Source organism: Stagnihabitans sp. (genome assembly GCF_964946895.1).
This window is the reverse complement of sequence record NZ_CBBQHX010000009.1, coordinates 16,020-41,473: the sequence shown is the minus strand read 5'-3', so window position 1 is coordinate 41,473 and position 25,454 is coordinate 16,020. Positions and strand designations below refer to the sequence as shown.

Annotated in this window: 26 protein-coding genes; 16 read left to right on the top strand and 10 right to left on the bottom strand. The window is 64.2% G+C overall.

Translation table 11 applies throughout. The features are described 5' to 3' along the window. Nucleotides 1-126: 126 nt before the first annotated feature. Complete coding sequence (locus tag AC1Y2B_RS07885; RefSeq protein ID WP_482252527.1) at nucleotides 127-3,087, bottom strand: error-prone DNA polymerase; 2,961 nt, start codon at nucleotides 3,085-3,087, stop codon at nucleotides 127-129. A gap of 157 nt (nucleotides 3,088-3,244) precedes the next feature. Beyond that, nucleotides 3,245-3,742: an REP-associated tyrosine transposase gene (locus AC1Y2B_RS07880; RefSeq protein ID WP_482252526.1), complete on the bottom strand. Its 498-nt coding sequence runs from the start codon at nucleotides 3,740-3,742 to the stop codon at nucleotides 3,245-3,247. A gap of 240 nt (nucleotides 3,743-3,982) precedes the next feature. Here AC1Y2B_RS07880 and rnr point away from each other — a divergent pair, with 240 nt between their 5' ends. Together rnr and AC1Y2B_RS07870 are read left to right on the top strand one after the other, a co-directional pair. Next, complete coding sequence (gene rnr, locus AC1Y2B_RS07875) at nucleotides 3,983-6,229, top strand: ribonuclease R (protein WP_482252525.1); 2,247 nt, start codon at nucleotides 3,983-3,985, stop codon at nucleotides 6,227-6,229. A 191-nt stretch (nucleotides 6,230-6,420) separates the two neighbouring features. Continuing rightward, nucleotides 6,421-6,744, top strand: a complete 324-nt coding sequence (locus AC1Y2B_RS07870; protein ID WP_482252524.1) for a low affinity iron permease family protein — start codon at nucleotides 6,421-6,423, stop codon at nucleotides 6,742-6,744. A gap of 38 nt (nucleotides 6,745-6,782) precedes the next feature. Here AC1Y2B_RS07870 and AC1Y2B_RS07865 read toward each other — a convergent pair whose 3' ends face one another. Further along, the gene (locus tag AC1Y2B_RS07865; protein ID WP_482252523.1) at nucleotides 6,783-8,660 is read right to left on the bottom strand and encodes a calcium-binding protein; all 1,878 of its coding nucleotides are present in this window, start codon (nucleotides 8,658-8,660) and stop codon (nucleotides 6,783-6,785) included. A gap of 178 nt (nucleotides 8,661-8,838) precedes the next feature. Between AC1Y2B_RS07865 and AC1Y2B_RS07860 the strand changes: the two genes are divergently transcribed. Continuing rightward, nucleotides 8,839-10,077, top strand: coding sequence for a lytic murein transglycosylase (locus AC1Y2B_RS07860; protein WP_482252522.1), 1,239 nt, complete (start codon nucleotides 8,839-8,841; stop codon nucleotides 10,075-10,077). Between the two features lie 160 nt (nucleotides 10,078-10,237). On the opposite strand, the gene AC1Y2B_RS07855 is transcribed toward AC1Y2B_RS07860, so the two are convergent. Continuing rightward, nucleotides 10,238-11,896, bottom strand: coding sequence for a Y-family DNA polymerase (locus tag AC1Y2B_RS07855; RefSeq protein ID WP_482252521.1), 1,659 nt, complete (start codon nucleotides 11,894-11,896; stop codon nucleotides 10,238-10,240). 203 nt (nucleotides 11,897-12,099) lie between these two features. Here AC1Y2B_RS07855 and AC1Y2B_RS07850 point away from each other — a divergent pair, with 203 nt between their 5' ends. Continuing rightward, nucleotides 12,100-12,534, top strand: coding sequence for a c-type cytochrome (locus AC1Y2B_RS07850; protein WP_482252520.1), 435 nt, complete (start codon nucleotides 12,100-12,102; stop codon nucleotides 12,532-12,534). Between the two features lie 52 nt (nucleotides 12,535-12,586). On the opposite strand, the gene AC1Y2B_RS07845 is transcribed toward AC1Y2B_RS07850, so the two are convergent. Further along, on the bottom strand, nucleotides 12,587-12,871 hold the full coding sequence (locus AC1Y2B_RS07845; RefSeq protein ID WP_482252519.1) for an I78 family peptidase inhibitor: 285 nt from the start codon (nucleotides 12,869-12,871) through the stop codon (nucleotides 12,587-12,589). A gap of 188 nt (nucleotides 12,872-13,059) precedes the next feature. Here AC1Y2B_RS07845 and AC1Y2B_RS07840 point away from each other — a divergent pair, with 188 nt between their 5' ends. The 6 genes from AC1Y2B_RS07840 (at nucleotide 13,060) to AC1Y2B_RS07815 (ending at nucleotide 17,322) form a co-directional block, all read left to right on the top strand. Continuing rightward, complete coding sequence (locus AC1Y2B_RS07840; protein ID WP_482252518.1) at nucleotides 13,060-14,190, top strand: S-(hydroxymethyl)glutathione dehydrogenase/class III alcohol dehydrogenase; 1,131 nt, start codon at nucleotides 13,060-13,062, stop codon at nucleotides 14,188-14,190. A gap of 192 nt (nucleotides 14,191-14,382) precedes the next feature. Next, a complete protein-coding gene (locus AC1Y2B_RS07835) occupies nucleotides 14,383-14,775 on the top strand; it encodes a hypothetical protein (protein ID WP_482252517.1) in 393 nt (130 codons plus the stop codon). A 605-nt stretch (nucleotides 14,776-15,380) separates the two neighbouring features. After that, nucleotides 15,381-15,851: a YbaK/EbsC family protein gene (locus AC1Y2B_RS07830; protein WP_482252516.1), complete on the top strand. Its 471-nt coding sequence runs from the start codon at nucleotides 15,381-15,383 to the stop codon at nucleotides 15,849-15,851. Further along, a complete protein-coding gene (locus tag AC1Y2B_RS07825) occupies nucleotides 15,848-16,141 on the top strand; it encodes a hypothetical protein (protein ID WP_482252515.1) in 294 nt (97 codons plus the stop codon). Before AC1Y2B_RS07830 ends, AC1Y2B_RS07825 begins: the two co-directional genes overlap by 4 nt. A 27-nt stretch (nucleotides 16,142-16,168) precedes the next feature. After that, nucleotides 16,169-16,906, top strand: a complete 738-nt coding sequence (locus AC1Y2B_RS07820) for an NYN domain-containing protein (RefSeq protein ID WP_482252514.1) — start codon at nucleotides 16,169-16,171, stop codon at nucleotides 16,904-16,906. Nucleotides 16,907-16,983: 77 nt separating this feature from the next. Further along, nucleotides 16,984-17,322 (top strand): hypothetical protein, encoded by a 339-nt coding sequence (locus tag AC1Y2B_RS07815; RefSeq protein WP_482252513.1) that lies wholly within the window; start codon nucleotides 16,984-16,986, stop codon nucleotides 17,320-17,322. A gap of 32 nt (nucleotides 17,323-17,354) precedes the next feature. On the opposite strand, the gene AC1Y2B_RS07810 is transcribed toward AC1Y2B_RS07815, so the two are convergent. After that, nucleotides 17,355-17,837, bottom strand: coding sequence for a RidA family protein (locus tag AC1Y2B_RS07810; RefSeq protein WP_482252512.1), 483 nt, complete (start codon nucleotides 17,835-17,837; stop codon nucleotides 17,355-17,357). 172 nt (nucleotides 17,838-18,009) lie between these two features. Here AC1Y2B_RS07810 and AC1Y2B_RS07805 point away from each other — a divergent pair, with 172 nt between their 5' ends. Continuing rightward, nucleotides 18,010-19,191, top strand: coding sequence for a radical SAM protein (locus AC1Y2B_RS07805; protein WP_482252511.1), 1,182 nt, complete (start codon nucleotides 18,010-18,012; stop codon nucleotides 19,189-19,191). 18 nt (nucleotides 19,192-19,209) lie between these two features. Here the strand turns inward: AC1Y2B_RS07805 and AC1Y2B_RS07800 are convergent, their stop codons facing one another. Together AC1Y2B_RS07800 and AC1Y2B_RS07795 are read right to left on the bottom strand one after the other, a co-directional pair. Continuing rightward, nucleotides 19,210-19,914, bottom strand: a complete 705-nt coding sequence (locus tag AC1Y2B_RS07800) for a winged helix-turn-helix domain-containing protein (protein ID WP_482252510.1) — start codon at nucleotides 19,912-19,914, stop codon at nucleotides 19,210-19,212. Further along, entirely contained in the window at nucleotides 19,886-20,188 is a 303-nt protein-coding gene (locus AC1Y2B_RS07795) for a hypothetical protein (protein ID WP_482252509.1), read from the bottom strand. The genes AC1Y2B_RS07800 and AC1Y2B_RS07795 overlap by 29 nt, the downstream gene beginning before the upstream one ends. Before the next feature lie 187 nt (nucleotides 20,189-20,375). On the opposite strand from AC1Y2B_RS07795, the gene AC1Y2B_RS07790 reads away from it, so the two are divergent. The 5 genes from AC1Y2B_RS07790 to AC1Y2B_RS07770 all read left to right on the top strand — a co-directional run bounded on the left by AC1Y2B_RS07790 (nucleotide 20,376) and on the right by AC1Y2B_RS07770 (nucleotide 23,177). Next, nucleotides 20,376-20,660: a hypothetical protein gene (locus AC1Y2B_RS07790; RefSeq protein WP_482252508.1), complete on the top strand. Its 285-nt coding sequence runs from the start codon at nucleotides 20,376-20,378 to the stop codon at nucleotides 20,658-20,660. 39 nt (nucleotides 20,661-20,699) lie between these two features. Then, a complete protein-coding gene (locus tag AC1Y2B_RS07785; protein WP_482252507.1) occupies nucleotides 20,700-21,332 on the top strand; it encodes a ribonuclease HII in 633 nt (210 codons plus the stop codon). Nucleotides 21,333-21,418: 86 nt separating this feature from the next. Continuing rightward, nucleotides 21,419-22,543: a DNA methyltransferase gene (locus tag AC1Y2B_RS07780; RefSeq protein WP_482252506.1), complete on the top strand. Its 1,125-nt coding sequence runs from the start codon at nucleotides 21,419-21,421 to the stop codon at nucleotides 22,541-22,543. Between the two features lie 14 nt (nucleotides 22,544-22,557). Beyond that, nucleotides 22,558-22,833: a hypothetical protein gene (locus AC1Y2B_RS07775; protein ID WP_482252505.1), complete on the top strand. Its 276-nt coding sequence runs from the start codon at nucleotides 22,558-22,560 to the stop codon at nucleotides 22,831-22,833. Further along, complete coding sequence (locus AC1Y2B_RS07770; protein ID WP_482252504.1) at nucleotides 22,797-23,177, top strand: cytochrome b; 381 nt, start codon at nucleotides 22,797-22,799, stop codon at nucleotides 23,175-23,177. The genes AC1Y2B_RS07775 and AC1Y2B_RS07770 overlap by 37 nt, the downstream gene beginning before the upstream one ends. On the opposite strand, the gene AC1Y2B_RS07765 is transcribed toward AC1Y2B_RS07770, so the two are convergent. Beyond that, a complete protein-coding gene (locus AC1Y2B_RS07765) occupies nucleotides 23,174-24,295 on the bottom strand; it encodes an NADH:flavin oxidoreductase/NADH oxidase (RefSeq protein ID WP_482252503.1) in 1,122 nt (373 codons plus the stop codon). The genes AC1Y2B_RS07770 and AC1Y2B_RS07765 overlap by 4 nt on opposite strands. Before the next feature lies 1 nt (nucleotide 24,296). Continuing rightward, the gene (locus AC1Y2B_RS07760) at nucleotides 24,297-25,445 is read right to left on the bottom strand and encodes an alkane 1-monooxygenase (protein ID WP_482252502.1); all 1,149 of its coding nucleotides are present in this window, start codon (nucleotides 25,443-25,445) and stop codon (nucleotides 24,297-24,299) included. Nucleotides 25,446-25,454 lie beyond the last annotated feature (9 nt).

Below are 25,454 nucleotides of genomic sequence, written 5' to 3'. Positions count from 1 at the left end.
GCGTGCCGCGCATTGCCTTTATCTCGCCTCTGGCCTGCGGCCAACCGGCTCGGGTCAAGAGCCTCCGGCGGGAGTATTTGGCCAGGAGCAAGGGCAAGGGCGTGGCTTTTGCCGTTTCATCCAGGGTCAAATATCCATGCCGACCTTGTCACGGGCGCTGCGGGTGGAGGGGTGTGCTGACGTGTCCGCTCTCCGCGACAGCGCCGGGCGAGGGGCCTCGATGGCCCCGAGGCCGGCTTGTTGCGGGGTGAAGAAGGGGCGGAGGAGGGCCATGGGGTGCTGGCGCAATGTGAGGCGCATGGCGATGTAGTCTTCGACCACCGCCTCGCCTTCGGTCATCGTGCGGAAGTGGACGGCGGGTTCCACGATGCCTTCGCCGTCGATGTCGTTGGCGAAAAGGGGGAGGGGTTTGTCACCGGACAGGGCGCGGGCGGCCCAGAGGGCGTCTCGGCGTGACAGGCCCAGGGGGGCGAAGCAGTCGGCTTCGGCGAGGCGGGTCACTGTGGCGGGGGAGACGCCGGCGCGGCGCCAGACGTCTTCGACGGCGGTATAGCCGTTGCGGCGGGCGGCGGTGATCCAGAGGGATTCGTCTTCCGACATGCCGTTGATCTGGCGGAAGCCCAAGCGGAGGGCCAAGCCTTCGTCGGTATCCTCCATCACGTTGTCCCATTGGCTGGCGTTGATCGAGGGGGGCAGGACCACCACGCCGTGCTCGCGGGCGTCACGGACGATCTGGGCGGGGGCGTAGAAGCCCATGGGTTGGGAATTCAGCAGCGCGCAGGCGAAGATGCCGGGGTGATGGTGTTTGATCCAGGCGCTGGCGTAGACCAGCAGGGCGAAGCTGGCGGCGTGGCTTTCGGGGAAGCCGTAGGAGCCGAAGCCTTCGATCTGGGCAAAGCAGCGGGCGGCGAAGTCGGCGTCGTAGCCGTTGGCGGCCATGCCGGTCAGGAAGCGGTCGTGGAATTCTGAAACGCTGCCGTGTTTCTTGAAGGTGGCGAGGGAGCGTCTCAGCCGGTCGGCCTCGGTCGGGGTGAAGCCGGCGCCGATGATGGCGATTTGCATGGCTTGTTCCTGGAACAGCGGGACGCCGAGGGTTTTGCCGAGGACGCGACCGAGGGCGTCGGAGGGGAAGGTGACGATTTCCTGGCCGTTGCGGCGGCGCAGGTAGGGGTGGACCATGTCGCCTTGAATCGGGCCGGGGCGGATGATGGCGACCTGGATGACGAGGTCGTAGAAGTTGCGGGGGCGCATGCGCGGCAGGAAGTTCATCTGGGCGCGGCTTTCGACCTGGAAGACGCCGAGGGAGTCCGCCTGGCAGAGCATTTCGTAGACTTGCGGGTCTTCGGGGGGGAGGGTGGCGAGCGAGTAGGCCGTGTGGTGGTGTTTTTGCAGCAGGTCGAAGGCTTTGCGGATGCAACTCAGCATGCCGAGGGCGAGGATGTCGACTTTCAGGATGCCGAGGGTGTCGATATCGTCTTTGTCCCAGCAGATGACGGTGCGGTCCTCCATCGTGGCGTTTTCGATGGGGACGAGTTCGTCGAGCCTCCCTTCGGTGATGATGAAGCCGCCGACGTGTTGGGAGAGGTGACGGGGGAAGCCTTGGATTTCTTCGATGAGTTGGAGGGTGAGTTGGAGGCGGCGGTCGGTGGGGTCTAGGCCGATTTCGGTCAGGCGTTGTTCGTTCATGGTTTTGGAGGAGCCGAAACCCCAGATTTGTGAGGACATGGCCGAGAGGGTATCCTCGGTCAGGCCCATGGCGCGGCCGACCTCGCGGACGGCGCGTTTGCCGCGGTAGTGGATGACGGTGGCGCAGAGGCCGGCGCGGTGGCGGCCGTAGCGTTGGTAGATGTGCTGGATGACCTCTTCGCGGCGTTCGTGTTCGAAGTCGACGTCGATGTCGGGCGGTTCGTTGCGGGCTTCGGAGACGAAGCGTTCGAAGACCATGGTGCCGATTTCCGGGCTCACGGAGGTGACGCCCAAGGCGTAGCAGGTGATGGAATTGGCGGCGGAGCCACGGCCTTGGCAGAGGATGCCGCGTTCGCGGGCGAATTTGACGATGTCGTGGACGGTGAGGAAATAGGGCTCGTATTTGAGTTTTCCGATGAGGGTGAGTTCGTGCGCCATCTGGGCCTGCGCCTTGTCGGGGATGCCGGCGGGGTAGCGCCATTTGAGGCCCTCTTGCGCCAGACGGGCCAGACGGCCAGCGGCGGTTTCGCCCCCCGTCACCTCGGAGGGATATTCGTAGCGGAGTTCATCGAGGGAGAATTTGAGAGAGTCCGCGAGGGCGCCCGCGCGGTGGACGGCGGGTTCGAAGCCTTTGAAGAGGCGGAGCATTTCAGTTTCGGACCGCAGGCGTTGTTCGGCATGGCGGGCGGCGTTTTGCCCCAGATCCTCGATCCGGCAGCCAAGACGGATGGCCGTCAGCACATCGGCCAGTTTGCGGCGCTGTCCGTGGTGCATCATCGGCTGGGCCGAGGCCACGGTGGGGAGATTGAGGCGCTGGGCCAAGGCGGACAGGCGGGCAAAGCGCGCGCTGTCCTGACCGTCATAGCCGGGCGACAGCATCAGGTGGCACTGGCCGGGAAAGCGGTGGGTCAGGCGCTGCACCACATGCGTCCAGCCGTCCGGCTGGCCTGAGGGTTCGGTCTGCGACCTTGGCGGGTCATTCGGGGAGGGGTGCGCCTGCGCCATGCTTTTCGGATGGATCAGCAGGGCCAGACCCTCTCCCCACTCCAGCAGGTCATGCGGGGTGAGGTGGCATTCGCCCTTTGGGGCGCAGGTGCGGCCTTTGGTGAGGAGGCGGCAGAGGTTGCCCCAGCCGGCGCGGTGTTGGGGCAGCGCGGTCAGGGTGAAGCCGGATTGCAGCTGGAGGCGGGCGGCGGGGATCAGGCGGAGTTGGGGCCCGCCGTCACGGGCGAGTTCGCGGGCCTTGGTGTGGGCGCGCACGATGCCTGCGACGGAGTTGAGGTCGGCTATGGCGATGGCGGATTGGGAGAGTTCAGCGGCACGCAGGATGTACTCCTCAGGGTGGGAGGCCCCGGTGAGGAAGGTGAAGTTGGAGGTGGCGCTGAGTTCGGTGAAGGGCATGGGGTTGGTGGGATACCGTGAACATTAGGGGAACACTGTAGCGTGGCGGGGGTGAGGTGGCCAGTGAGTCGCTTGGTCTGTCAGGCAGGAAGGTGGGGATATATCCCCACCCTACGCGGGCCGCGGGGAGGAGGTAGGGTGGGGTTATAACCCCACCCTACGCCGCCTGCGCCAGCGCGTGGTCGCGGTGCCAGGAGGAGAAGGGCCAATCCTGCGGACGTGTGACGAGGCCATGGCGGACGGGGTCGTTCCAGCAGGCGTGCAAGTGGGCCGTGAAATCGGCGGCATCGCGGATGTGGTGATCCCAGAAGCGGCGTTGCCAGATGCCGGACTCGCCCTTCTTGATCATGGAGGCGCTGCGTAGGGTGGGGTTTAACCCCACCCTACTGGAAACAGCGCGCGAGAAGCGGGACTTTATGGCGCCCATGCGGGTGGAGAAGTCGGCGTCATCGGGCGGCAGGGTCCAGATGCAGTGCATGTGGTCGGGCAGCACGACCCAGGCGTTGATCTCGAATGGGCGGTCCAGGCGCGTCAGGCGGACGGCTTGGCGGAGGGGCTCGATCTCCTGGATCAGGAGGTCGGAGCCGGGCTGGGCGAGGGCGACCGTGAAGAAGATCGTGGCGCCGGGGATGTGGGGGCGGATGTAGTTGGACATGGTGGGAGATTGATGGGGAATGGTTAAGGAAGGGTTGCGATTCTGCAGAGAATGCCGCGCTTCGCCCCGCGCCGGGGGTTTTCCACCCCCGGGCCCCCGGAGAGTATTTGGGCAAAGAGCAAGGGAAAGGGGCTCTCGGGTTTGCACTTTGGTCAAATACCGCCGCCGGGGGCCTCGGCTTTGGCACGGGCCTTCGGGTTCTGGCTTTTCGGGCGGGGGCTGTCGTGCTAGGGGCGGGGGATGAATACTCTTCCCACAAAAGACCAGATCCGGCAGTGGATCCTTGACAACCCCACCCTGTTGGCCAAGCGCGATATCGCCAAGGCTTTCGGGATCAAGGGGGATGCCCGCATTGACCTGAAGCGCATGCTGAAGGAGCTGGAGGCGGAGGGTGCCGTCACGCGGGTGGCGCGGCGGTATATCGAGGCGGATGCCTTGCCGCCGGTTGCGGTGCTGGAGGTGCTGGCGCCGGATTCGAATGGCGATCTGTTTGCAAGGCCGCTGGAGGCGGGGGTGCCGACGGATGGGCCCAGAATTCTGATTGTCCCGCAGAAGGGCGATCCGGCGCTGGGGGCGGGGAACAAGATTCTGGCGCGGTTGACCAAGGTCGAGGCGGATGATCATGGCTATGAAGCGCGGCTGATCCGGGCTTTGGGCGGCAATCCTTTGAAGGTGCTGGGGATCTTCCGGTCTGGCGCGGAAGGCGGGCGGATTGTTCCGATCGACAAGGGCGCTGACAAGGAATGGCGTGTCGCAAGGGATGCGACCTTTGACGCCCGGGATGGGGAACTGGTTGAGGCGGAGTTGGTGGGCAAGCGGTCTATGGGCTTGCCGCAGGCGCGGGTGGTGGCGCGGTTGGGGGACCCGAATGGGCCTCGCGCCGTGTCGCTGATTGCCATTCATCAGCATGGGATACCGGATGCGTTTCCGGATGCGGTGATTGCGGAAGCTGACGCGTGTGTGGCAGCACCGATGGGGCAGCGCGAGGATTTGCGGGACCTTAATCTCCTGACCATTGACCCGCCGGATGCACGGGATCGGGATGATGCGGTCTGTGCGGAGGTGGATAGCGATCCGGCGAATCCGGGCGGGTTTGTGCTGTGGGTCGCGATTGCGGATGTGGCGCATTATGTGACGCCGAATTCTGCGCTGGACCGCGAGGCGCGGCGGCGGGGGAATTCCAGCTACTTCCCCGACCGTGTTGTGCCGATGTTGCCGGATATTCTGTCTGGCGACCTGTGTTCCCTGCACCAGCATGTGGACCGGGCCTGTCTGGCCGTTCGCATGGTGATTGATGCGCAGGGGCAGAAGCTGCGGCATGCGTTCAGCCGGGGGCTGATGCGGTCGAAGGGGGCCTTGTCTTACGCGCAGGTGCAGGCGGCGCGGGAGGGGTTTGCGGATGCGGTGACGGAGCCGCTGCTGGACTTCATCAATCCGCTTTATGGGGCTTATGAGGCGTTGAAGCGGGCGCGCGAGGCGCGGCAGCCGTTGGAGCTGGAACTGCCGGAGCGCAAGATTGTGCTGGGGGAGGATGGCAAGGTGTCCTCGGTTTCTTTTGCGGAACGGTATGACGCGCACAAGCTGATCGAAGAGTTCATGGTGCTGGCCAATGTGGCGGCGGCGGAGGAACTCATTCGGCTGAAGCGGCCGTTGCTGTTCCGGGTACATGAGGAGCCTTCGCCGCAGAAATTGGACAGCTTGCGGGAAGTGGCGGAGGCTTCGGGCTTCACGCTGGCCAAGGGGCAGGTGTTGAAGACGGCGCATTTGAACCGGTTGCTGTCACAGGCGCAGGATACCGAGTTTGATGAGTTGCTGAACATCTCGACTTTGCGGTCGATGACGCAGGCTTACTATAGCCCGGATAACTTTGGGCATTTCGGGTTGGCTTTGCGGAACTATGCGCATTTTACCTCGCCCATTCGCCGGTATTCGGACCTGATTGTGCACCGGGCGCTGATTTCGGCGCATGGCTGGGGCAAGGATGGGCTTTCTCCGTGGGATGTCGAGAATCTGGCCGAGACGGGGAAGCTGATCTCGGACACCGAGCGCAGGTCGATGGCGGCGGAGCGGGATACCACCGACCGGTATCTGGCGGCTTACCTGTCGGACCGGGTTGGCGCGGAGTTTCCGGGGCGGATTTCGGGCGTGCAGAAGTTCGGGCTGTTCGTGAAGCTGGACGAGACGCAGGCGGATGGGCTGGTGCCGATCCGGTCTATCGGGCGCGAGTTCTATCATTATGACGAGCAAAGCCAGACCTTGACCGGGTCGGATACTGGGGTGGTGATCGGGCTGGGGCAAAGGGTGCTGGTGCGGCTGGTGGAGGCGACGCCGGTGACGGGGGGGCTGACGCTGGAACTGCTGTCGATCGAGGGGGGGGCACTGCGGGCGCCATCGTCGAAAGGTGGGCGTTATGCGGCGCGCAAACCGGCGGGCTTCAAGGCCAAGCGGGATGCGATCAAGCGCAAGGTCACCCGCAAGCCACGCTGACCCATCAGGACTTCGTGACTTGCCCGGTTGAGCGGCGTGGTGTATCCGGCCCCTGTGGAACGTGATTCCACTTCACCATGGACCTGATCCAAATGCCAACCCTCAGTCGATTGACCGTGCCGTCAGGGCAGCGCTAACGAGGGTTCCTCCTTGCCGCGCCGCCCAAGATGGCCGGTCGCAAGGAGATGACTATGAAAGCTTTCATCAAAAGCCGCTTTGAAGTGCTGGCGGAGTGGATTTCTGCGGCGCTTGGCCGGCCTTCGGCGTTTCTGGCAGCGGTGGCCATTGTGCTGCTGTGGGCCGTCAGCGGGCCGGTGTTCGGCTATTCCGACACCTGGCAACTGGTGATCAACACCGGAACCACGATCAGCACCTTCCTGATGGTCTTCCTGCTGCAAAACACCGGCAACCGCACGATTGCCGAACTGCAGGACCACCTGCACCGGCTGGAGCGGCAGAATGCCGAAATCCTGCGCCTGCTGCAGGACCGGCCCGACCTGCGCCGGGTCGCCTGACGTGATGCCCCCGCGTGGCAGATGGCAGCGCGGGGGGGTCAGAAGATGAAATCGGCGTTGGTCAGATCGGCATGGCCGATGGTAAACACCTCGGCCATCCAGCTGACCTTGCCCTTGCCGTCAAGATCGGCCTCCAGCAGGCCGGTGGCGGCGTCATAGTGCAGTTGCGCCAGCTTGTTGTGGAGGAAGGGGCCGGTGGTCAGGTGCATGGCAATGCCCAGCTCTGACAGATCCAGCTTGTCGATCCCGACCTCGAAATAGGTGACCACGTCAGAGATCCCGACGGCGCCATGGCTGGACGGGCCGCTGAGGATGAAGGTGTCCTGCGCGCCATCGCCGACCTTGTTGGTGCCGTCGAACACGAAGCCCTGCATCAGATCGTAGTCGGCGCCGCCGTCGAAGATGTTCTGGCCCCAGTCTCCGGTCAGGGTGTCATTGCCCTTGTCGCCATGCAGCGCCTCGCTTTGAACGCCGCCCGCGCCGGAGGGGCCGGACAGGCCACCCGAGGTGATGGCGTCATTGCCGTCGCCGCCATAGATCGCCACCATGTTGCCGGTGCCGCCATAGATCACGTCGTTGCCGATCCCGCCCGAGATGGTGTCCTGGCCCGACACGCCGTCCAGCGTGTCGTTGCCGTCGGAGCCGAAGAGCATGTCATCCCCGGTGCCGCCGAAGACCTTGTCATCGCCAAGGCCGCCGTACAGGCTGTCTTGGCCGCCGCCGCCCAGCAGGATGTCTGCGCCGGTAAAGCCGAACAGCTTGTCGCTGCCGCTGCCGCCCTGAAGAATGTCATTGCCGGCGCCGCCGTCGGCATACATGTCCCCCGCGCCGAAATTGGTGATGAAATCGTTGCCGGTGTTGCCGAGGATATGGTGCGAGCCGTCGGTGACCTCGACCACGTCATTGCCTGCCCCGGCGTCGATCTTGGTGATGCCGCTGATGCCCCGCAGGGTGTCGGCGCCGCCACCGCCGTCAATCTTGACCGTGCCGAAATGGCTGCCGGTCAGGTCGATCAGATTGCCGCCGTCGCTGCCGATGATGGCAATGTCATGCAGGGCGCCGGCACCGGAAATCCGGATATTCTCGACCGATTGCAGGGTAGTGGGCGTGTGGCCGGTGCCAGCCAGCCCGGCGGTTCCCAGTTTCAGGTCGATGTTGATCAGGACATGCGAGGTGATGGGCGACAGATCGAAGGACAGCGTATCGGTTCCGGCGCCGCCAGAGATTGCGCTGCCGTCCAGAAAGGCCTTGGCGGTCAAAGGGTCCGACGTGTCGAGGATGATGGTGTCATCCCCGGCGCCCGCGTAGATCTTGTCATGCCCGGTGGCCGAGGTCAGGGTGTCATTGCCGTCGGTGCCGTGCAGGATGTCGGCGCCGGTGGGCCCGGTGCCGCCGCCGCTGCCACCGCCGCCCCCCGTGCCGCCGCCGCCGCCCGAACCGCCGCCCGAACCGCCCCCCGAGCCGGATTGCGTTTCATTGGAAAACTTGTTGAGCGTGACGAGGCTGCCCTCTTGATACAGGCTGGGGTGGAAGACGTTGGTGTTGGCAAACAGGTTCTTCCAGTTTGTCGTGGTCAGGACGGCGTCGGCGGAGCCTTGAAGCTGAAAGAAATACCGGACCCCGTTGGTGGGATCGACGATCTCCATCATCTGCACGCGGGTGCCGTGCCAGTTTGCCGCCCCCATCAGGACGTCGAACGAGGTGGCGACATCCTTGCCGTTCAAGGTGAAGGTCGTGTCGAGCGGGTTGAGCGTGACAGCCGCCATCTGGGTGTCCGAGGGGCCGCCGGATTTGTAGGTGAAGCTGAAGCCGCCGCTGGCGCCCGTGCTCTCAAGTGTCAGGGAGGCGGCCTGCGTGTCGGTGATCGTCTGTCCCGCGAGGGTCTGCTTTATGCCTTTGACCACATAACTGCTCATCTTCTACCCCATCTCAAATCTGACGCCTTGGCCTGGACTGCTCTCAGGCGGCGATGTTTTCTTGGCTGGCTTGCGCCATCGGAAGCGGACTTGGCCCCTTGGAAGGATTCGTTAACTTCGAGTTGTGGCTCGCTTATGTCTGGCTTGTGGCGGCGGCGTGCCTTTGCGAGAAAGGCGCATGGGTCGTGCAATCGGGTCAGGTTTGCTGCTGGGTGTCCTTCTGTGCGGGGGACGTCAGGCGCTGGCCGAGCCGCCGACCCGGCAGGCGCTGCGGGCGGGGCAGGAGATTTCGGTGACGACAGGGGATGTGGGGGCTTGGATCGCGGCCTTTCGGCCAAGGGCCACGGCGGCGGGGATTGGGGCTGCGACGCTGGATGCGGCGCTGGCGGGCGTGATGCTGCGCCCGGATGTGGTCGAGAAAGACCGCAACCAGACCGAATTCACCCGCACGATCTGGGATTACCTTGACAAGGCCGTGTCGGCAGACCGGATTGCGGCGGGGCAGGCGGCGCTGAAGACGCGCGATCATCTTCTGGACCGGATCGAGGCGCGGTATGGCGTTGACCGGCAGGTGCTGCTGGCGATCTGGGGGCTGGAAAGCAGCTACGGGGTGGTGCGGGGCGATATTCCGACGGTGGCGGCTTTGGTGACGCTGGCCTCGTCCACGCGGCGCGGGGCTTATTTCGAACGCGAGGTGCTGGCGGCTTTGCGCATCCTGCAAGAGGGCGATGTTGCGCCTTCGGCGATGCGGGGCAGCTGGGCCGGGGCGATGGGACATACGCAGTTCATGCCGTCAAGCTATCTGGCGCTGGCGGTGGATTTTGACGGCGACGGACGGCGGGATATCTGGGGCGAGGACCCGGGCGACGCGCTGGCCTCTACCGCCGCGTTTCTGGCGCGGTATGGCTGGCGGAAAGGCGAGCCTTGGGGGGTAGAGATCACGCTGCCCGCGGGCTTCGATTACCGGCTGTCGGGGGAGAAGGTGCACCATACGGCGGCCGAATGGCAGGCGATGGGCGTGGTGCGGGCGGGTGGTGGCGACTTGCCGGATTGCGGGCCGTCCTCGGTTCTGCTGCCGGGCGGGGCGCGGGGGGCGGCGTTTCTGATCTGCCCCAACTTCCATGTCATCGAGCATTACAACCCCGCCGACGCCTATGTCATCGCCGTCGGGCATCTGGGCGACCGCATTCTGGGTGGCGGGCCGATTCAGGCCGCGTGGCCCCGCGATCTGCGCGCCCTGACGTTGGAGGAGCGCATCGCCTTGCAACACCGCCTGACGCTGGCCGGGTTCAACGCGGGCGGGGCGGATGGCCGGATCGGGCCTTTGACGCAAAGTGCGATCCGGGCGTTTCAAGGCTCGATCGGGGTGGTGCCGGATGGATATGCGTCTTTGGATCTGCTGAACCGCCTGCCTTGAGGCTTGTGTCTGCTCCATCAGCGCCGGGAGGGCCGCCTGCCCTCCCGGACCCACCCGGGGATATTTTCACAAGTATGAAAGGGGAAAGAGCCGCGCTTGCTCTTTCATACTTGTCCAAATATCCCCGCCGGAGGCTCTGCCGGTGCCGCCTGCGCTGGTGTCAGGCGAAAAGGCCCTGACAGAACCAGCCGCCCGACATCTCTCCGCCATGGGCGTAGAACAGCCAGAGGCGCTCGCCGCCTTCCACCTCCACCCGCCAGTAGTCGCGCGGGCCGGAGCGCCAGTCGGGATCGTCGAGCCACCATTCCGGGCTGATGCGTTCAGGCCCCGAGGCGACGCGGGTGACAAGGTCGCGGCGGCGCCAGCGAAAGCGGGCGGGCGGGGTGGGGTCTTCGGGGGCGGTGACGGATTCCGGGCGGAACAGGGTCAGGGGACGCGGCGCGCGGGGCGCGGGCCAAGGCGCGGGGTGCGGGGCCGACCAGGCGGCGGCGAGGGTTTGGGCGGCCTTCTCCGGGATATGGCTTTCGCCGGGGTGCAGGCGGGTGACGTTTTCGGTGCCCAGGCGTGTGCCCAGTTTGCTGATCAGGTCGGCCAGCGCGTGATCGGAGGTCTGGCGGGCGGCGGCGGCGGCCGACGCCTCGCCATGGCCGCTGTGCTGGACGGCATGCAGGGGTTCGGTCTCCAGCGCCTCCAGCCGGAGGCAGTCGATGCCGAAGCCGGGGTCGATGCTGTCAAGCTTCAGCAGGATCAGGGGGCGGATCGTGTCGGGCCGGTCGGCGGGGCGGGCGAGGCCGATGTCGAGGCGCTCGACCTTGTTGTCGGTGCGGTAGGCCTCCAGCCGGATGCGGCGCGCACCCCGGGCGGCGGCGCGGAGTTTGTCACACAAAGGCGCAAGGATGCGGTCGAGGCCGGCGGTGATGTCTTCGGTCAGGCCGATCGGGTCGGGGAAGGTCAGGCGGGTGGCGAAGTGCAGGGGCACGCGGGCGGGGGCCACGGGTTCAGGCTCCAGCCCCAGGGCCTGATCCAGACGGCGCAGGGTGTCGGCGCCGAAGCGGCGGGCGAGGGCCGCGCGCGGCAGGTCCATGATGTCACGCACCCGACGCAGGCCGAGGCGGTTGAGGCCCTCGATCGCCTCAACAGACAGGCGCAGGGCGGGCAGGGGCAGGTCACCCAAAGCCTGCCGCATGTGGCCGGGGGTGGCGATCATGCCCTGCGGCAGGGGGGCGGCGCCGACGACAGGGGCCATGCCGCCCCTTTCCCAGCCGGGTCGCTTGACGGCGCGGGAGCGGGTGGCCCGCGCCTCCTGGTCAATCGCGTCGCCGTTGCGGGTGGGTTGCGCCTGCCGCCCGGCATAGCGGGCGAGAGCCCAGGCGGCGCCACGGGTGTCGGCCACCCCGGCGCGGAGCGTCAGGCCAAGGTCGGCGCAGTCTTCCTCCAGCTGGGCGAGCAGGGCCGCTTCGCCGCCGAACAGATGCGCGCAGCCGGTCAGGTCGATGACCAAGGCGGCGGGGGGCTCCTCGGCCACCCAGGGGCTGAACTTGCCGGCCCAGCGGCGCAGGATGGTCAGGAAGGCGGCCTCGGCCAGTGGGTCTGCCGCCTGGGTCAAGAGGTTCGGGCACATGGCGGAGGCGTCGCGCAGGGGTTGGTCCAGCCGCAGACCCGCCGCCTCGGCCTCGATATTCAGCGAGGTCAGGACCTGTGCGCCGTTCCGGTCAGCCACGATGGCGAAGGGCATCGGCAGCACATCGCGCCGCAGCCGCAGGGCGCGTTCAGCCGCGAGGCGGGGAAACCAAAGCGAGAGGATTCGGCGGTAGGACATGGCGATATGTTCTCATATTGTTCCTGCCATTCCAAGCCGCCTGCCGCAGCGGAGCGCTGAAAAGAGCGCCGCTTGGGCAAGCAACCCCCTGATTTTCCCAATGACAATCGCGTGAGCTTCAGTCTTTCAGACTAAAGTCCGTATTCTTGTTCACGAAGCCCCACCTATAGTCGCCTGACATGTCCTGCAGGGAGCCCGGAAACATGAAATTGACCACAAAGACCCTTATCCTCGGCCTTATTCTGGTTGGGGGCCTTGCCTATGCCGGCTCTGCGACCGATCCGGACGCCAAGGCGCGGCAAGATCTGATGGACGCGAACGGCGGCGCCATGAAGGTTTTGGGTGACATGGCCGCAGGCAAGGCGGCGTTTGACGCCACCGCCGCCGCTGCCGCCAAGGCCACGCTGGTTGCAAATGCCGCCGACATTCTGGTCAAGTTCAAGAACCAGACCACCGACCCCGCCTCGCATGCCAAGCCGGCTATCTGGAGCGCGTGGGACGATTTTACCGCCAAGGCCGGCGATCTTGGCAAAGCCGCCACTGCTTTGGACACCACCAGCCTTGATACGGTCAAGGCCGGTCTGAAGGATGTCGGCGGGGCCTGCGGCGCCTGCCACACCGCGTACAAGGCCTCGTAAGCCAGACGTCTGGTTGAAATCGAAGGCCCCGGATCGCTCCGGGGCCTTTTGCTTAGCCACAGGCCAGCGCGAGGATGCGGTCCGACCCATCGACATGGACGTTGAGACGGGTGGCCGCGTAATCCATCGTCACCATCATCCCGGGTTTGATGATGCGCAGGGCCGCCCAGCCGCCCTTGTCCGGCAGGGCTGTGGCCGGTTGGCCGATCAGGGCGTAGAGGGCATCGCCGCCGCATTGGGCCAGATCCGGCATCGGGGCCGGGGCCGGACCGGTTTCAGGCGGGATACAGGCGGACAGCGACAAACACAGCAACGGCAGCATGATCCGGGGGTGCATGACAGTCTCCAATCGGTGCAGGTCATATCCGGGGCAGTTTGGCAAGCGGTGCCGCAGGCGTCCATAAACCCGGATAGGATGGTCGAAAAACCGGCGGGCGATGCCGCAAAACGACGTTGCAATTTGCGCCTCGCTGCCCCAGCCTGCGCGCCAAAGTCATGAACCTGAATAATTCTGGGAGAACCCTGATGCGTACGCGCGCCGCCGTAGCCTTGGCCGCTGGCCAACCCCTGCAAGTGATGGAAGTGAACCTGGCGGACCCGAAAGAGGGCGAGGTTCTGGTCGAGATCAAGGCCACCGGCATCTGCCACACCGACGAATTCACCCTGTCGGGCGCTGACCCGGAAGGCCTGTTTCCGGCCATTCTGGGCCATGAGGGCGCGGGCGTGGTGATTGCTGTGGGGCCGGGGGTGAAGACGCTGAAACCGGGCGACCACGTCATCCCGCTGTACACGCCGGAGTGCCGGGAGTGCCCGTCGTGCCTTTCCCGCAAGACCAACCTGTGCACCGCGATCCGCGCGACGCAGGGGCAGGGGCTGATGCCGGACGGGACCACGCGGTTCTCGATGCTGGATGGCACGCCGATCTATCACTACATGGGGTGTTCAACCTTCGCGAACCACACGGTGGTGCCGGAAATCGCGCTGGCCAAGGTGCGGGATGACGCGCCGTTCGACAAGATCTGCTACATTGGCTGCGGCGTGACCACCGGGATTGGCGCGGTGCTGAACACGGCCAATGTCGAGGCGGGGGCCAAGGCGGTGGTCTTCGGGCTTGGCGGGATCGGGCTGAATGTCATTCAAGGCCTGAAGATGGCCGGGGCCGACATGATCATCGGCGTCGATCTGAATGACGACAAGGAGGAGTGGGGGCGGCGGTTCGGGATGACCCATTTCGTGAACCCCAAGAAGCTGACCGGCTCGGTCGTGCAGGCGATCGTTGACCTGACCAAGACCCCGTTCGACAAGATCGGCGGGGCGGATTACTCGTTTGACTGCACGGGCAACGTGAAGGTCATGCGGGACGCTTTGGAGTGCACCCACCGGGGCTGGGGGCAGTCGATCATCATCGGCGTGGCTCCGGCCGGGGCGGTGATCGAGACGCGGCCGTTCCAGCTGGTGACGGGGCGGGTCTGGAAGGGGACGGCGTTTGGTGGCGCGCGTGGCCGGACGGATGTGCCGAAGATTGTCGACTGGTACATGGATGGCAAGATCGAGATCGACCCGATGATCACCCATGTGCTGCCTTTAGAGCGGATCAATGAAGGGTTCGATCTGATGCATGCGGGCAAGTCGATCCGGGCGGTGGTGGTGTATTGAGGGGAGGCGGCGGGGGCTGCCGCCCCCGCACCCCCGCCTCAAAGGGGGGCACGCCCCCCTTTGAGAAATCCCCGTGGATATTTGGGAACAGATGAAATGGGGGTATTGCACGCGTGCAATGTGGGGTAAGGCTTTGTTTTGGTTGTGATTTGCGAATTTTGTTAGGGGTCTGTTAACTGGGGATTGCACGGGATGCGGGTTGGGCTGGCTTTGGCGCTTCTGATCCTGACCGGGGCCGCCGCCCGCGCCGGGGAGGTGGCGATTGTCACCGTGGAACAGGGCGGCGATGTGGTGGAGATTGCGCCGGGGGACATTCTGGGCGTCTCGGTCGAGATGGATTACAACCGGCCCCGTGTTGTTGTGACGCTGAAGGAAAACCGCATCACGCCGCTGGCCAGTTTCACGATGGCGCATGTGAAGGAAGAGGTGGTGCTGAAGGTCTGCGGCCAGATCGTCAGCCGCCCGACGCTGTGGGCTCCGGTGCTGGACGGGGTCTTTGCCATTCAGGGGGATGGCAAGGCCAAGGCGGAACGGCTGGCGGAGGTGTTGAAGACGCGGGATTGTTCGGGGATGGTTGTGGGGTGAGCCCCGACCCCCGGCTTGCCGGGGGGCAAAACGGTCCAGTGGACCGTTTTGAGGGGCGAACGCCCGCGAAAGCTTTCGCGGGCCGGGCGGTGGGGGCGGCGGGGTTAACCCCGCCCTACAGAGGTGGTGCGTGCGAGCACGCACCCTACGCTGGCTGTTAGATGTAACTATGAGCATAAAGGCGTTCAAGGCAACACTTGCGGGAATGAACACGAGTGGATCAGTTGTGCAAAATCAGGCCATGGCACGCAGATATCTTCTTTCTGGCGCTATATTTCCTATATTTCCTTTTCGAAATGAGGCGAGCGCAGTTCAGGCGTGACTTATTCGATTACATGACTTGGCAAGACCCGTTTGGAAATAAGCTTTGGAAAGGACATCCTCGATATGTGGCAATTTCTATTGCTATATTGGGTTCAGATTTCTTGGCGGCTCACGTTTTGGCAAAATGCGTTCAGAGCTAGAATGCGCAGCGTGCGTGATTTCGCGAACCTTTGCCGTCGTCGCGGAATCGGGGTGCACCGCGACCTACGGGGTTGCTTGGGCGCGTTCGGCGGGGCAGGGTTTGGGAGAGTCGGGGTGGACCCCGACCTACGGAGGCAAGCATGGGGTCAACTCAAGGGTTGAAAATGCTGGAGGCGGCGGGGGTTTTGGTCTCGCTGCATCCTTATGACTATGATCCCAATGCCGATGCGGTGGGGATGGCGGCGGCGCGGGCTTTGGGGTTGGAGGCGGGGGTGACGCTCAAGACCTTGATGGTGGAGGTGGATGGGAAGGCGGCGTGTTGTGTCATTCCCTCGGACCGGACTTTGTCGATGAAGAAGGTGGCGGCGGCGTTTGGGGGGAAGGCGGCTGCCATGATGCCTCCGGCCAAGGCGGAGAAGGTCACGGGGTATAAGGTGGGGGGGATTTCTCCGTTTGGGCAGAAGAAGATGGTGCCCACCGTGATTGAGGCGCGTGTCTGCGGGGCGGAGCGGGTCTGGATCAATGCGGGGCAGCGGGGGCTGTTGTTGGGGATTGCTCCGGGCGAGGCTTTGCGGGTGTTGGGGGCGAAGGCTGTGGGGGTGGTGGCATGAAATGGGGTTTGGTGTTGGCGCTGGTGGCCTCGCCTGCTGCGGCGGCGTTGTCGGGGTTTTATGACAGCGCCGAGAAGATTGCGGCGATCCTGCACAGCGATGCGGTGGCAGACGCGGTGCATCAGGCGCCGATCGGGTCGGTCAGCAATACGGGGACGGACAAGGATGGCGCGGATCTGTGGACGGTGATGGTGCAGGCGTGTGATCTGGTGGTGCGGGTTGTGGGGCATCCCCCGGTCGGGGTGGGCAAGACCACTTATACGGTTGAGGTGACGACCCCCTGCCAGTAAGGCTGGTGCAACCGACAGGAGGTCGCCATGCTTTCCCCCCGCAGTGCCCCGTTTCTGGCCGTGCTGATCGATGCCGACAATATCCCGGCGCGGCATGCCTCTGCCATTCTGGATGAGATCGCCAGTTTTGGCGAGCCGTCGTTGCGCCGGGTTTATGGGGACTGGTCCAGCCAGGCCTTGGGCCAGTGGAAGGAACAGGCGCGCGATCTGGGGCTGGTGATGCATCAGCAATCGGCCAACACCAAGGGCAAGAATGCGTCAGACATCGGGTTGGTGATTGACGCGATGGACATTCTGCACGCGGGCAAGGTGGATGGCTTTGTGCTGGTGTCATCGGACAGCGACTTTACCCGGCTGGCCTCGCGCATCCGCGAAGATGGGTTGCAAGTGATCGGAATCGGCGAGGCCAAGACGCCGGAGAGCCTGCGCAAGGTCTGCAACCGGTTTGTCTTGATCGAGAATATCGTCGGCGGAGAGGCGGTGGCTGCGCCCAAGCCGGGCCGCGCGGAACCAGCACCCGAGCCGCAGGTGGTCAAGGAGGCGCCGGTCAAGGCGATCCCGTTCATTCTGGATGCGATGAAGAAGATCGATCCGGATCAGGACGACTACAGTCTGGGCCATCTGGGGCAGGTGATCACGCAGTTGCATCCCGACTTTGACCCGCGGACCTATGGCTCGGCGCGGCTGTCGGATCTGTTGCGGAAGATCGGGCGGTTCGAGGTGTTTCCGGTCGGCTCGGCCCTGAAGGTGCGGGACAAGGCCTGAGGGCGGGCATCGGCGGAGCGCGGCCCGTTGGGAAAAACGGGCGTGACGTGGGGGAAGCTCTCTGCCAAGCTTGGCGGATGTTGCGTGGTATCAGTGATATTGACGGCCTGTGCGAGTTTTCGCTGAACTTCCTGTTGTCGGGGCAGGGGGACGCCCGGCGACTTGCCGCGCGCGTGGCCGAGCAGAAGCCCAACCTTCCGGCGCTGGAACTGGTGTTCATCCTCGCCTCGGCCGCGTCCGGGTTGGAGTCTGTGTTTTCCGGCCAGGAATCGGAGGCGATTGCGCTGGACACCTGGCGGACGTCGGCGCTGGTCGGGGTGGATTTGCACATCATGCAGGAGATGGGGCTGCCGTGCCGGCTGTGCGCCGATCTGATGGCCTATTGGAAGAAAGAGGACGGGTTCTTTCTGGCGTGAGGAAGGTTGCGATCTTGGCTGGACGGATGCGATCAGTCCTTCAGTTCCACCGTCGCCCAGGTCTCGAAGCAGACACCACCGGCAAGGGCCATGATGCCGATGGTGGCGCGACCGCCAAGGCCCATGTCACGGCCGAAGACCTCGACGAACAGGTCAGAGAGGCCGGAGGACACCTTGTGGACGTCTTCGTAGTCGGGCGTGCAGACGACGAAATTCAGGGTGCGCACGATGGACTTGACGCGGTCCAGAGAACCGACTGCCTGCTTGATGCCGCCCAGCACATTGAGGCCGGTCTGGCGGGCAGCGGCGTAGCCTTGTTCCGTGGTCAGGTTCTGGCCAAGGCGGCCCTTGTGGGTGATCTCGGTCCCGATCTGGGCGACGTGGCCAGAAAGGAACAGCAGGTTTCCCACCTTGTGGTAGGGTTTCATCGTGCCGTAGTCGGCGCCATAATAGCCGATATTGTCGAAATCGGGGATGTCGAGGCCCATGTGATGGGCCATCAGTTCAGGGGTCATTGCCGCGTCCATGTTGGCTGAGTTTGGGGGAAGTGTAGGCGAGGCGGGGCGAGGACGGAACAGGAAAGCAGGACTTCTGGACGGACGACGCTTGATCTGAGGACCTAAAGGCATGATCTTGGTGTTATTGTGCGGCGGTCCGGGATGGGCGCTATTTGCAGGGGATCTATTCATGGACATGCTGGAGAATCCCGTTCTGAAAGAGGCGATCGTTCTGCATCGCAAGGGTCAAATCGCCAAGGCACAGGCCCTTTACGAGGCCGTTCTGGCGGAAGACCCGCAGAACACTGATGCCCTGACACTGCTTTCAACGGTTGATGCACGTCTTGGCCGGTTCGAAGGGTCACGCGGGGATTCAGAGATCCTGAAAGGGCTGGAATCGCTTCAGAAGATCAAGGACATGCCGGAAGCCGAACGCGCCTATTTCATTTCGCAGCAATCGGCGATCGAGTTGATGCGGCGGTCTCATTACGCGGACTATCCAAGGGTGGTCCATCTTGAGACCATCACGATCTGCAACGCGACCTGCACCTTCTGCCCCTATGTCGATCTTGACCGCATCGGCACAAGAATGCCGGATGAGCTGATCCAGAAAGTCCTGACTGATCTGACGGAAATTCCGCCGCATGTGCAATTCGTGCTGAACCCGTTCAAGATCAGTGACCCTTTCCTTGAAAAGCGCCTGCCAGCCATCATCGAAGAGGCGCAGGGGCGGATGCCGAATGTCAGCATCGTGCTGGCCACCAACGGTTCGGCGCTGACTGAGAAGAATGCCAGAAAGCTGGAAGCGGTGGCAAAGCGGCCGGTGCCGATTTCGATCTCGATCAACGAATATGACCCGGACACCTACAAGCAGGTCATGGGGCTTGATTTCGCGCGCACCGTGGCCAATGTCCGCGTCCTGCACGATCTGGCCGAGCGGGGCGAATTTACCCAGCCGGTCTCTGTCGGTCGGGTCAGCAGCACGCCGCAGGAGGATGCCGCCTTCATGGCCTGGGCCCGGCAGAATTTCCCGAAATTCGGGGTCGTGATCAAGGGCGCGGGAAACTGGATCGGCGATGTGGCCAGCCGGACGCGGGATATGGTGATGCCGCTGGGCTGCATACACTGGTTCGGCGTATCGATCATGGCTACCGGCAAGCTGGCGCTGTGCTGCATGGATGCCAAGGGCGTTGTCGATCTGGGCAATGTCAAGGATCGCAGCGTGCTGGAGCTGTACAACGCGCCCGAGCACAAGCGCTTTCGCGCCGAGATGAAGACGCGCCGGGATGGGGCGCCCTGTTCGGGCTGCACCTATCCCGAAACGCAGAGCAAGGTCGTGCGGTCGGGCGATCCGTTGCCTGCGATCGGGTGACGCGGGCGCAAGCACGCCTCATACCATCTTGATCACGTCTTTTCCCACGGCCAGCATATAGCCGCGCCGCGCCACGGTTTTGACCAGCAGCTCGCTGACCAACTGGTTGCCCAGGGTGTCGCGCAGGCGCTTGATGCGGGTGGCGCCGGCGGCCTCATCACAATCGGCCTCGTTGCGGCCCGAGATGACGGCCTCGATTTGCGCGCCGGTCAGGACTTCGTCGTCAAGGCGGGCTTCGGCGAGGACGGCGATGGTTTCAAGTGCGGCCTCGGTCAGCTGGAATTCGAGATCGTTGATATAGACGGCCCGCGCCTCACGGGAAATCACCATGCGGGCGACCTGGATGCCGGATTTCTGAATGGCCGAGATGCGGCGGTTCAGGGTGATGATGGTGACCAAGAAGACCAGCGTGGCGATCAGGAGGGCGGTGGAAAACGCCAGAAGGACGAAGATCACGAAACGGTAACTGCTGAGGACATTGGCGAAAGAGGTGCCGGACTGGGCCAGAATCTCCAGCAGTTTGATCTCGGCGCCGGAGGTCAAGTCGTTGTTGTCCACGAACAGCCGGGTGACCGATTGGTTGAACGCATCTGCATCCGGCAGATTGGCGAACAGAAACACTGCCGCCGCCAGAAGGATGATCACGATTGCCGCAATTCCGAAGGCCACCACGCGGTTGCCCGCGCGCAGGCTGTCAGTAACGGAGGAAGAAGTCTCCGGCACTCGCTTTCCTTTCATTCAGGCCTTCCGGGCCAAAATTGGAGAGTATTTTCAGCAAAGTCCAGCCATCGGACGCCAGACGCGGTTCCAGTTCAGCCCGTTCGGCGCCTTTGTTGCCACAGGCGCCGTCGCTGACCTGACTGACACCATAGGCCAGACGCAGGGGATTGTCCTGCTTGGCCTTGTAATCGACGTAACATTCGGCCTGCGCGGGCAGGGCAAGGCCGAGGGCCAGAAGGCCCCCAAACAGGAGATGACGAGGGTAGATTCTGCTCATAGGCGTTCTCCGCTTCTTTCGACCATCCTGCGGGGAATGGCGCTGCTATTCAATATCAGCCACGTGACATGGCTTCTCCACCCGCGTTTCGGCAGGGTTTGCCGCATGTGTCGCCTCCGTATGGGAACCGATTGGTAAGGTTTGGGGCGCCTGATGGGGATATCCCGAAGAACGGCAGGAGAAGACGATGGCACACTGGGTGCAGGATGAGGCGGCGCGGTCGGGGCTGGCGGATCTGGTGGAGGAGGTCCTGTTGCATCTGGAGGCGATCGGCCAGACCATTCTGGACGTGGTGATGCTGCTGCTGGTGGTTCTGTTGATTTGTCAGCATGGCGCATTGCTGACCCAAGGTGCGTCCGACCACGGCGCAGCGGCACCGGGGGCGGCGCTGCCGGCACCCTGCGACCCAAGGCTGATCCCGGCCGAGGGGTCTTGCATTCTGGTGCAGCCCTTGGCGCCGGCCGCCATCTGACCCCTTTCGCTGCCTTGGGTTATCGGCTTTGCTTGCGGCATGATTGTGCCCGATTACACCTTCGAATCCGCCGCCCTTGCCCGGGGCCTGACCCACATCGCCGGCATTGACGAGGTGGGGCGTGGCCCCCTCGCCGGTCCGGTGACCGCCGCCGCCGTGGTGCTGGACCCGCTGCGCATTCCGCAGGGTCTGCGCGACAGCAAGGTCCTGACAGCGGCCCGGCGCGAGGCGCTGGCCCTGGAGTTGGCAGAGGTGGCGGAGGTCTGTGTCGCCCATGCCACGGTTGAAGAGATCGACGCGATCAACATCCTGCAGGCCAGCCTGCTGGCGATGGAGCGGGCGGTGGCGGGGCTGCGGCGCGCTCCGGGCTTTTGCCTGATTGACGGCAACAAGATCCCCAAGGGTCTGCACGGCAGGGCAGAGGCGATCGTGAAGGGCGATGCGCGCTGTTTGTCGATTGCAGCGGCCTCGATCGTGGCGAAAGTGGCGCGCGATCGCATCATGCTGGATTTGGCGCAACAATTTCCCGGCTACGGGTGGGAAAAGAACGCGGGTTACCCTTCCCAGGCCCATTTGCAGGCGCTTCTAGATTTGGGGGTCACCCCTTGGCATAGGCGTTCGTTCAAGCCCGTCCACAATAGGTTGTATCAAGATATTTCTCTAACCCATTGATTCAAAAAGGGTTTGACGGCGAATCACCTATGAATCACACTGTCGTCAACAAGTGGTGAACAACACCACAGGAATTGAGGGCAGATATGGCTGTGAAAACAAAACCACCGGAGGCGGTGACGCTTCCGCGCAACCAAATTTTGGCCGGGGACTGCATCGAGCTGATGCGGTCGCTTCCGGCTGGGTCGGTTGACCTGATCTTCGCGGATCCTCCGTATAACCTGCAGTTGAAGGGCGATCTGCATCGGCCCGACAACAGCCTGGTGGATGCGGTGGATGACCACTGGGACCAGTTCAGCAGCTTTGCCAGCTATGACAGCTTCACCAAGGACTGGCTGGCAGCCGCGCGGCGGTTGCTGAAGCCGAACGGGGCGATCTGGGTGATCGGCAGCTATCACAACATCTTCCGGGTCGGGGCAGAGCTGCAGAACCAGGGGTTCTGGCTTTTGAACGACGTGGTGTGGCGCAAGTCGAACCCGATGCCGAACTTCCGCGGCAAGCGCCTGACCAACGCGCATGAGACGCTGATCTGGGCGGGCCGGGATGAGGCCAGCAAGTACACCTTCAATTATGAAGCGCTGAAGGCCCTGAATGACGGCGTGCAGATGCGGTCGGACTGGGTGCTGCCGATCTGCACCGGGCACGAGCGGCTGAAGGACGAAAACGGCGACAAGGCCCATCCGACGCAGAAGCCGGAAAGCCTGCTGCACCGGATCATCATTGCGACGACCAATCCCGGGGATGTGATTCTGGACCCGTTCTTCGGCACGGGCACGACGGGCGCGGTGGCCAAGATGCTGGGCCGTGACTACATCGGGCTGGAGCGGGAAGAGCCCTATCGCAAGGCCGCGCAGGACCGGATTGACCGGGTGCGGCGGCTGGATGCCTCGGCTTTGGAGACGACCGGATCGAAGCGGGCGGAGCCGCGGGTGCCGTTCGGGCAGGTGGTGGAACGCGGGATGCTGCGGCCCGGGGAAGAGTTGTACTCGGTCGGGTCGCGGCACATTGCCAAGGTGCGCCCGGATGGCACGCTGGTCGGGCTGGATGTGAAGGGCTCGATCCACCAGGTCGGCGCGCATCTGGAAGGCGCGCCAAGCTGCAACGGCTGGACCTATTGGCACTTCAAGCGCGACGGCAAGATGATCCCGATCGACATCCTGCGCCAGCAGATCCGCGCCGAGATGGAAGCGGACGACGGCCGCAAACACTAAAGCATGATGGGCCGATGGCCTATCCTACGGACGCCTGCCCTGCGGACCGCCTGCAGGGCCACTTCCCCGCCAAGCCCTGTGCTGGCGGGGCCTTTTCGTTTGACAGGATGGATCGGGCCGGGGTGGATGGCACCCTGACGCTGTTGAGGGGGAGAGATGACATGCGTTACCCGGCTGTGATGCGCATGATCCACTGGTTCATGGCGATCATGTTCGTGCCGATGCTGGCGGGGGGTGGTTCTGGCTGCGGCCGATGGCCAGCACCGATCCGGTCAAGCTGGACGCCTTGATGTACCACATGGCGATTGGCGTCTTTCTGGTGGCGCTGACGGTGATCCGATTTGGCCTGCGCTTGGGTCTGGCGCATCCCGAGGTGAACGGGCTGGCCCTGTGGGTGCACCGGGCGCTGGATCTGTGCGTCGTGCTGATGCCGGTGTCGGGCTTCACCATGGAGTTCTCGGCCCGGCTCAACGACATTGTCTTTGCGCGCAACGGTGCGCCGCTGCCGGCGGATATGTCGACCATCACCGGGCATTTCTGGCATGGGGCCACCGCCTTGACGCTGACCCTGCTGATTGTGCTGCACATAGCCGGCGCGGTGAAGGACCGCACCACGATTCGCCGGATGATCTAGGCCTGCGCTGCCTTGGCCAGCGCCGCATCGCGCAGGCGGACGGCGAAACCAGCCTGCCGGGGCCAGAAATCGGTCGCATCGCCCAAGGCCTTGGCGGCATGAACCGGGAAGTTCGGGTCATCCAGCGCCGTCCGCCCCAAGGCCACCAGATCGGCCGCGCCGCTGGTCAGCACGGCCTCGGCCTGTTCTGCCGTCGTGATCAGGCCGACGGCCATCGTGGCAGCGCCGGTGTCGCGGACCGCCTTGGCCAAGGGCACCTGATAACCCGGGGCAGGCTTGATCGCAGCGCCGGCAAAGCCGCCGGACGAACAGTCGATCAGATCCACCCCACGCGCGGTTGCTTCGGCAACAAGCACTTTGGTGTCGTCCACGCTCCACCCGCCGGGCAGGGCATCTTGCACCGACAAGCGCAGGAACAGCGGCTTGCCGGCGGGCCAGACGGCGCGCGAGGCCTCGATGATCTCCAATAACAGGCGCATCCGGTTGGCGCGGCTGCCGCCATAGGCATCAGTGCGGTGGTTCGACACCGGCGACAGGAACTGGTTGATCAGGTAGCCATGCGCGCCGTGAATCTCGACGATGTCGAACCCGGCGCGGTCGGCGCGGGTCAGCGCCTCGGCAAACTTGGTGGGCAGGGCCTGCACCTCGGCCAGGGTCAGTTCGCGGGGGGTCTGGTAGTCGGGGTGGTCCATGTGGGCCAGGGCCGAGGGCGCCACGGGTTGCCAGTGTTCAAAGCCGACAAGGGGCTTTTCCGCCTCGGTCTCATTGAAGGCGCCGCGCCACCAGAGCGGGGTGGAGGCTTTGCGCCCGGCATGGCCGATCTGGATCGCGGCAGCGGCACCTTGCGATTTCAGGAAGCGGGCGATGTGGGCCAAGGGGGCGATCTGGGCATCCTCCCACAGGCCAAGGCAGCCATAGGTGATGCGGCCTTCGCGGGTCACTCCGGTGGCTTCCACCATCACGGTGCCAAAACCGCCGAGCGCGAAACGCGACAGGTGGGCGAAGTGCCAGTCATTCGCCACGCCGTGAATGGCGGAGTATTGGCACATGGGGGACACGACAAGACGGTTCCGCAAAGTCAGGTCGCGGATCTGGGTGGACGACAGCAGGTGGCTCATATCACGGGGCGCCTTTGGGCATGGGATTCTTGCCCTTGTTGTAGGGCAGCCAGTCTTCGATATCGGGATAGAACTGCTTGCGCCATGCCTTGACGCGCGGGTTCATCATCTTGCGCCAGAGCTTTGGCACCAGCGCCACGGCGGCCATCACCGGATAGCCATAGGGCAGTTGCGGGGCGTCTTGTTCGGCGTGATTTTGCAGCAGGGGGAAGCGGCGGTCGGGCTTGTAGTGATGGTCGGAATGGCGCTGCAGGTTGATGAGCAGCCAGTTGGAGGCCTTGTGGTCGGCGTTCCACGAATGGCGCGGCAGGACATGTTCGTACTTGCCCTCGCCCAGATGGCGGCGGGTCAGGCCGTAGTGTTCGACATAGTTGGTCAGCTCCAGCTGCCAGACTGCGACAAACGCCTGCCAGCAGAACAGGAACAGCCCCTGCCAGCCGCCAAGCCAAAGCGCCAGCAGCAGCATCAGGCCTTGCAGGACGGCATAACGGAAGAACGGGTTCTGCGGGGTGAAGGGGCCAAGGCTTTTGCGGGCCAGCATGGCCTTTTCGGCCTTCCACGCCGACACCGGGCATTCGCGCAGGACGCGGAAGAAATAGCGGTGAAACCCTTCGCCATAGCGGGCCGTGACCGGGTCGCGCGGCGTGCCGACATAGATGTGGTGAATGCGCAGGTGTTCCGAGCGGAAGTGGCTGTAAAGCACGCTTGCCAATAAAAGGTCGCCCAGCCAACGCTCCACCCGGTCGGACTGGTGAAGCAGTTCGTGGGCGTAGACGATGCCGATGGTGCCCGACATGATGCCTTGACCGGCAAACAGCATCAGCTTTTCGGCCCAGTTCAGGTTGCCCGCCTGCGGCACGTACCACAGCATCACCACCAGCATTGTGAACTGCACCGGGAACCAGATCAGCGTGATCAGGCGATACCAGATCAGGTCATCCTCTGGCGTTTCGGGGTCTGAGTTGTCCTTGTTGTGGCCAAGGACGGCGTCAAGCAGCGCGTAAAGGCCCCATGTGTAGAGCGGCATCAGAAAGACCGTCCACCCGCCCTGTGCCATGCCGATCAGCGCCACCGGCACGGTGCCCAAAGACAGCCAGAACGGCAAGGCGCTTTGCGCTTTGCGAACTTGGGACGGCGGGATCAAAGTCATTGCAACCTC

What these genes read in the sequence shown, in the direction of transcription:
- AC1Y2B_RS07885 (WP_482252527.1), bottom strand. Translation starts at nt 3,087, where the DNA reads ATGCCCTTCACCGAACTCAGCGCCACCTCCAACTTCACCTTCCTCACC.
- AC1Y2B_RS07880 (WP_482252526.1), bottom strand. Translation starts at nt 3,742, where the DNA reads ATGTCCAACTACATCCGCCCCCACATCCCCGGCGCCACGATCTTCTTC.
- rnr (WP_482252525.1), top strand. Translation starts at nt 3,983, where the DNA reads ATGAATACTCTTCCCACAAAAGACCAGATCCGGCAGTGGATCCTTGAC.
- AC1Y2B_RS07870 (WP_482252524.1), top strand. Translation starts at nt 6,421, where the DNA reads ATGAAAGCTTTCATCAAAAGCCGCTTTGAAGTGCTGGCGGAGTGGATT.
- AC1Y2B_RS07865 (WP_482252523.1), bottom strand. Translation starts at nt 8,660, where the DNA reads ATGAGCAGTTATGTGGTCAAAGGCATAAAGCAGACCCTCGCGGGACAG.
- AC1Y2B_RS07860 (WP_482252522.1), top strand. Translation starts at nt 8,839, where the DNA reads ATGGGTCGTGCAATCGGGTCAGGTTTGCTGCTGGGTGTCCTTCTGTGC.
- AC1Y2B_RS07855 (WP_482252521.1), bottom strand. Translation starts at nt 11,896, where the DNA reads ATGTCCTACCGCCGAATCCTCTCGCTTTGGTTTCCCCGCCTCGCGGCT.
- AC1Y2B_RS07850 (WP_482252520.1), top strand. Translation starts at nt 12,100, where the DNA reads ATGAAATTGACCACAAAGACCCTTATCCTCGGCCTTATTCTGGTTGGG.
- AC1Y2B_RS07845 (WP_482252519.1), bottom strand. Translation starts at nt 12,871, where the DNA reads ATGCACCCCCGGATCATGCTGCCGTTGCTGTGTTTGTCGCTGTCCGCC.
- AC1Y2B_RS07840 (WP_482252518.1), top strand. Translation starts at nt 13,060, where the DNA reads ATGCGTACGCGCGCCGCCGTAGCCTTGGCCGCTGGCCAACCCCTGCAA.
- AC1Y2B_RS07835 (WP_482252517.1), top strand. Translation starts at nt 14,383, where the DNA reads ATGCGGGTTGGGCTGGCTTTGGCGCTTCTGATCCTGACCGGGGCCGCC.
- AC1Y2B_RS07830 (WP_482252516.1), top strand. Translation starts at nt 15,381, where the DNA reads ATGGGGTCAACTCAAGGGTTGAAAATGCTGGAGGCGGCGGGGGTTTTG.
- AC1Y2B_RS07825 (WP_482252515.1), top strand. Translation starts at nt 15,848, where the DNA reads ATGAAATGGGGTTTGGTGTTGGCGCTGGTGGCCTCGCCTGCTGCGGCG.
- AC1Y2B_RS07820 (WP_482252514.1), top strand. Translation starts at nt 16,169, where the DNA reads ATGCTTTCCCCCCGCAGTGCCCCGTTTCTGGCCGTGCTGATCGATGCC.
- AC1Y2B_RS07815 (WP_482252513.1), top strand. Translation starts at nt 16,984, where the DNA reads ATGTTGCGTGGTATCAGTGATATTGACGGCCTGTGCGAGTTTTCGCTG.
- AC1Y2B_RS07810 (WP_482252512.1), bottom strand. Translation starts at nt 17,837, where the DNA reads ATGACCCCTGAACTGATGGCCCATCACATGGGCCTCGACATCCCCGAT.
- AC1Y2B_RS07805 (WP_482252511.1), top strand. Translation starts at nt 18,010, where the DNA reads ATGGACATGCTGGAGAATCCCGTTCTGAAAGAGGCGATCGTTCTGCAT.
- AC1Y2B_RS07795 (WP_482252509.1), bottom strand. Translation starts at nt 20,188, where the DNA reads ATGAGCAGAATCTACCCTCGTCATCTCCTGTTTGGGGGCCTTCTGGCC.
- AC1Y2B_RS07790 (WP_482252508.1), top strand. Translation starts at nt 20,376, where the DNA reads ATGGCACACTGGGTGCAGGATGAGGCGGCGCGGTCGGGGCTGGCGGAT.
- AC1Y2B_RS07785 (WP_482252507.1), top strand. Translation starts at nt 20,700, where the DNA reads ATGATTGTGCCCGATTACACCTTCGAATCCGCCGCCCTTGCCCGGGGC.
- AC1Y2B_RS07780 (WP_482252506.1), top strand. Translation starts at nt 21,419, where the DNA reads ATGGCTGTGAAAACAAAACCACCGGAGGCGGTGACGCTTCCGCGCAAC.
- AC1Y2B_RS07775 (WP_482252505.1), top strand. Translation starts at nt 22,558, where the DNA reads ATGGCCTATCCTACGGACGCCTGCCCTGCGGACCGCCTGCAGGGCCAC.
- AC1Y2B_RS07770 (WP_482252504.1), top strand. Translation starts at nt 22,797, where the DNA reads ATGGCCAGCACCGATCCGGTCAAGCTGGACGCCTTGATGTACCACATG.
- AC1Y2B_RS07765 (WP_482252503.1), bottom strand. Translation starts at nt 24,295, where the DNA reads ATGAGCCACCTGCTGTCGTCCACCCAGATCCGCGACCTGACTTTGCGG.
- AC1Y2B_RS07760 (WP_482252502.1), bottom strand. Translation starts at nt 25,445, where the DNA reads ATGACTTTGATCCCGCCGTCCCAAGTTCGCAAAGCGCAAAGCGCCTTG.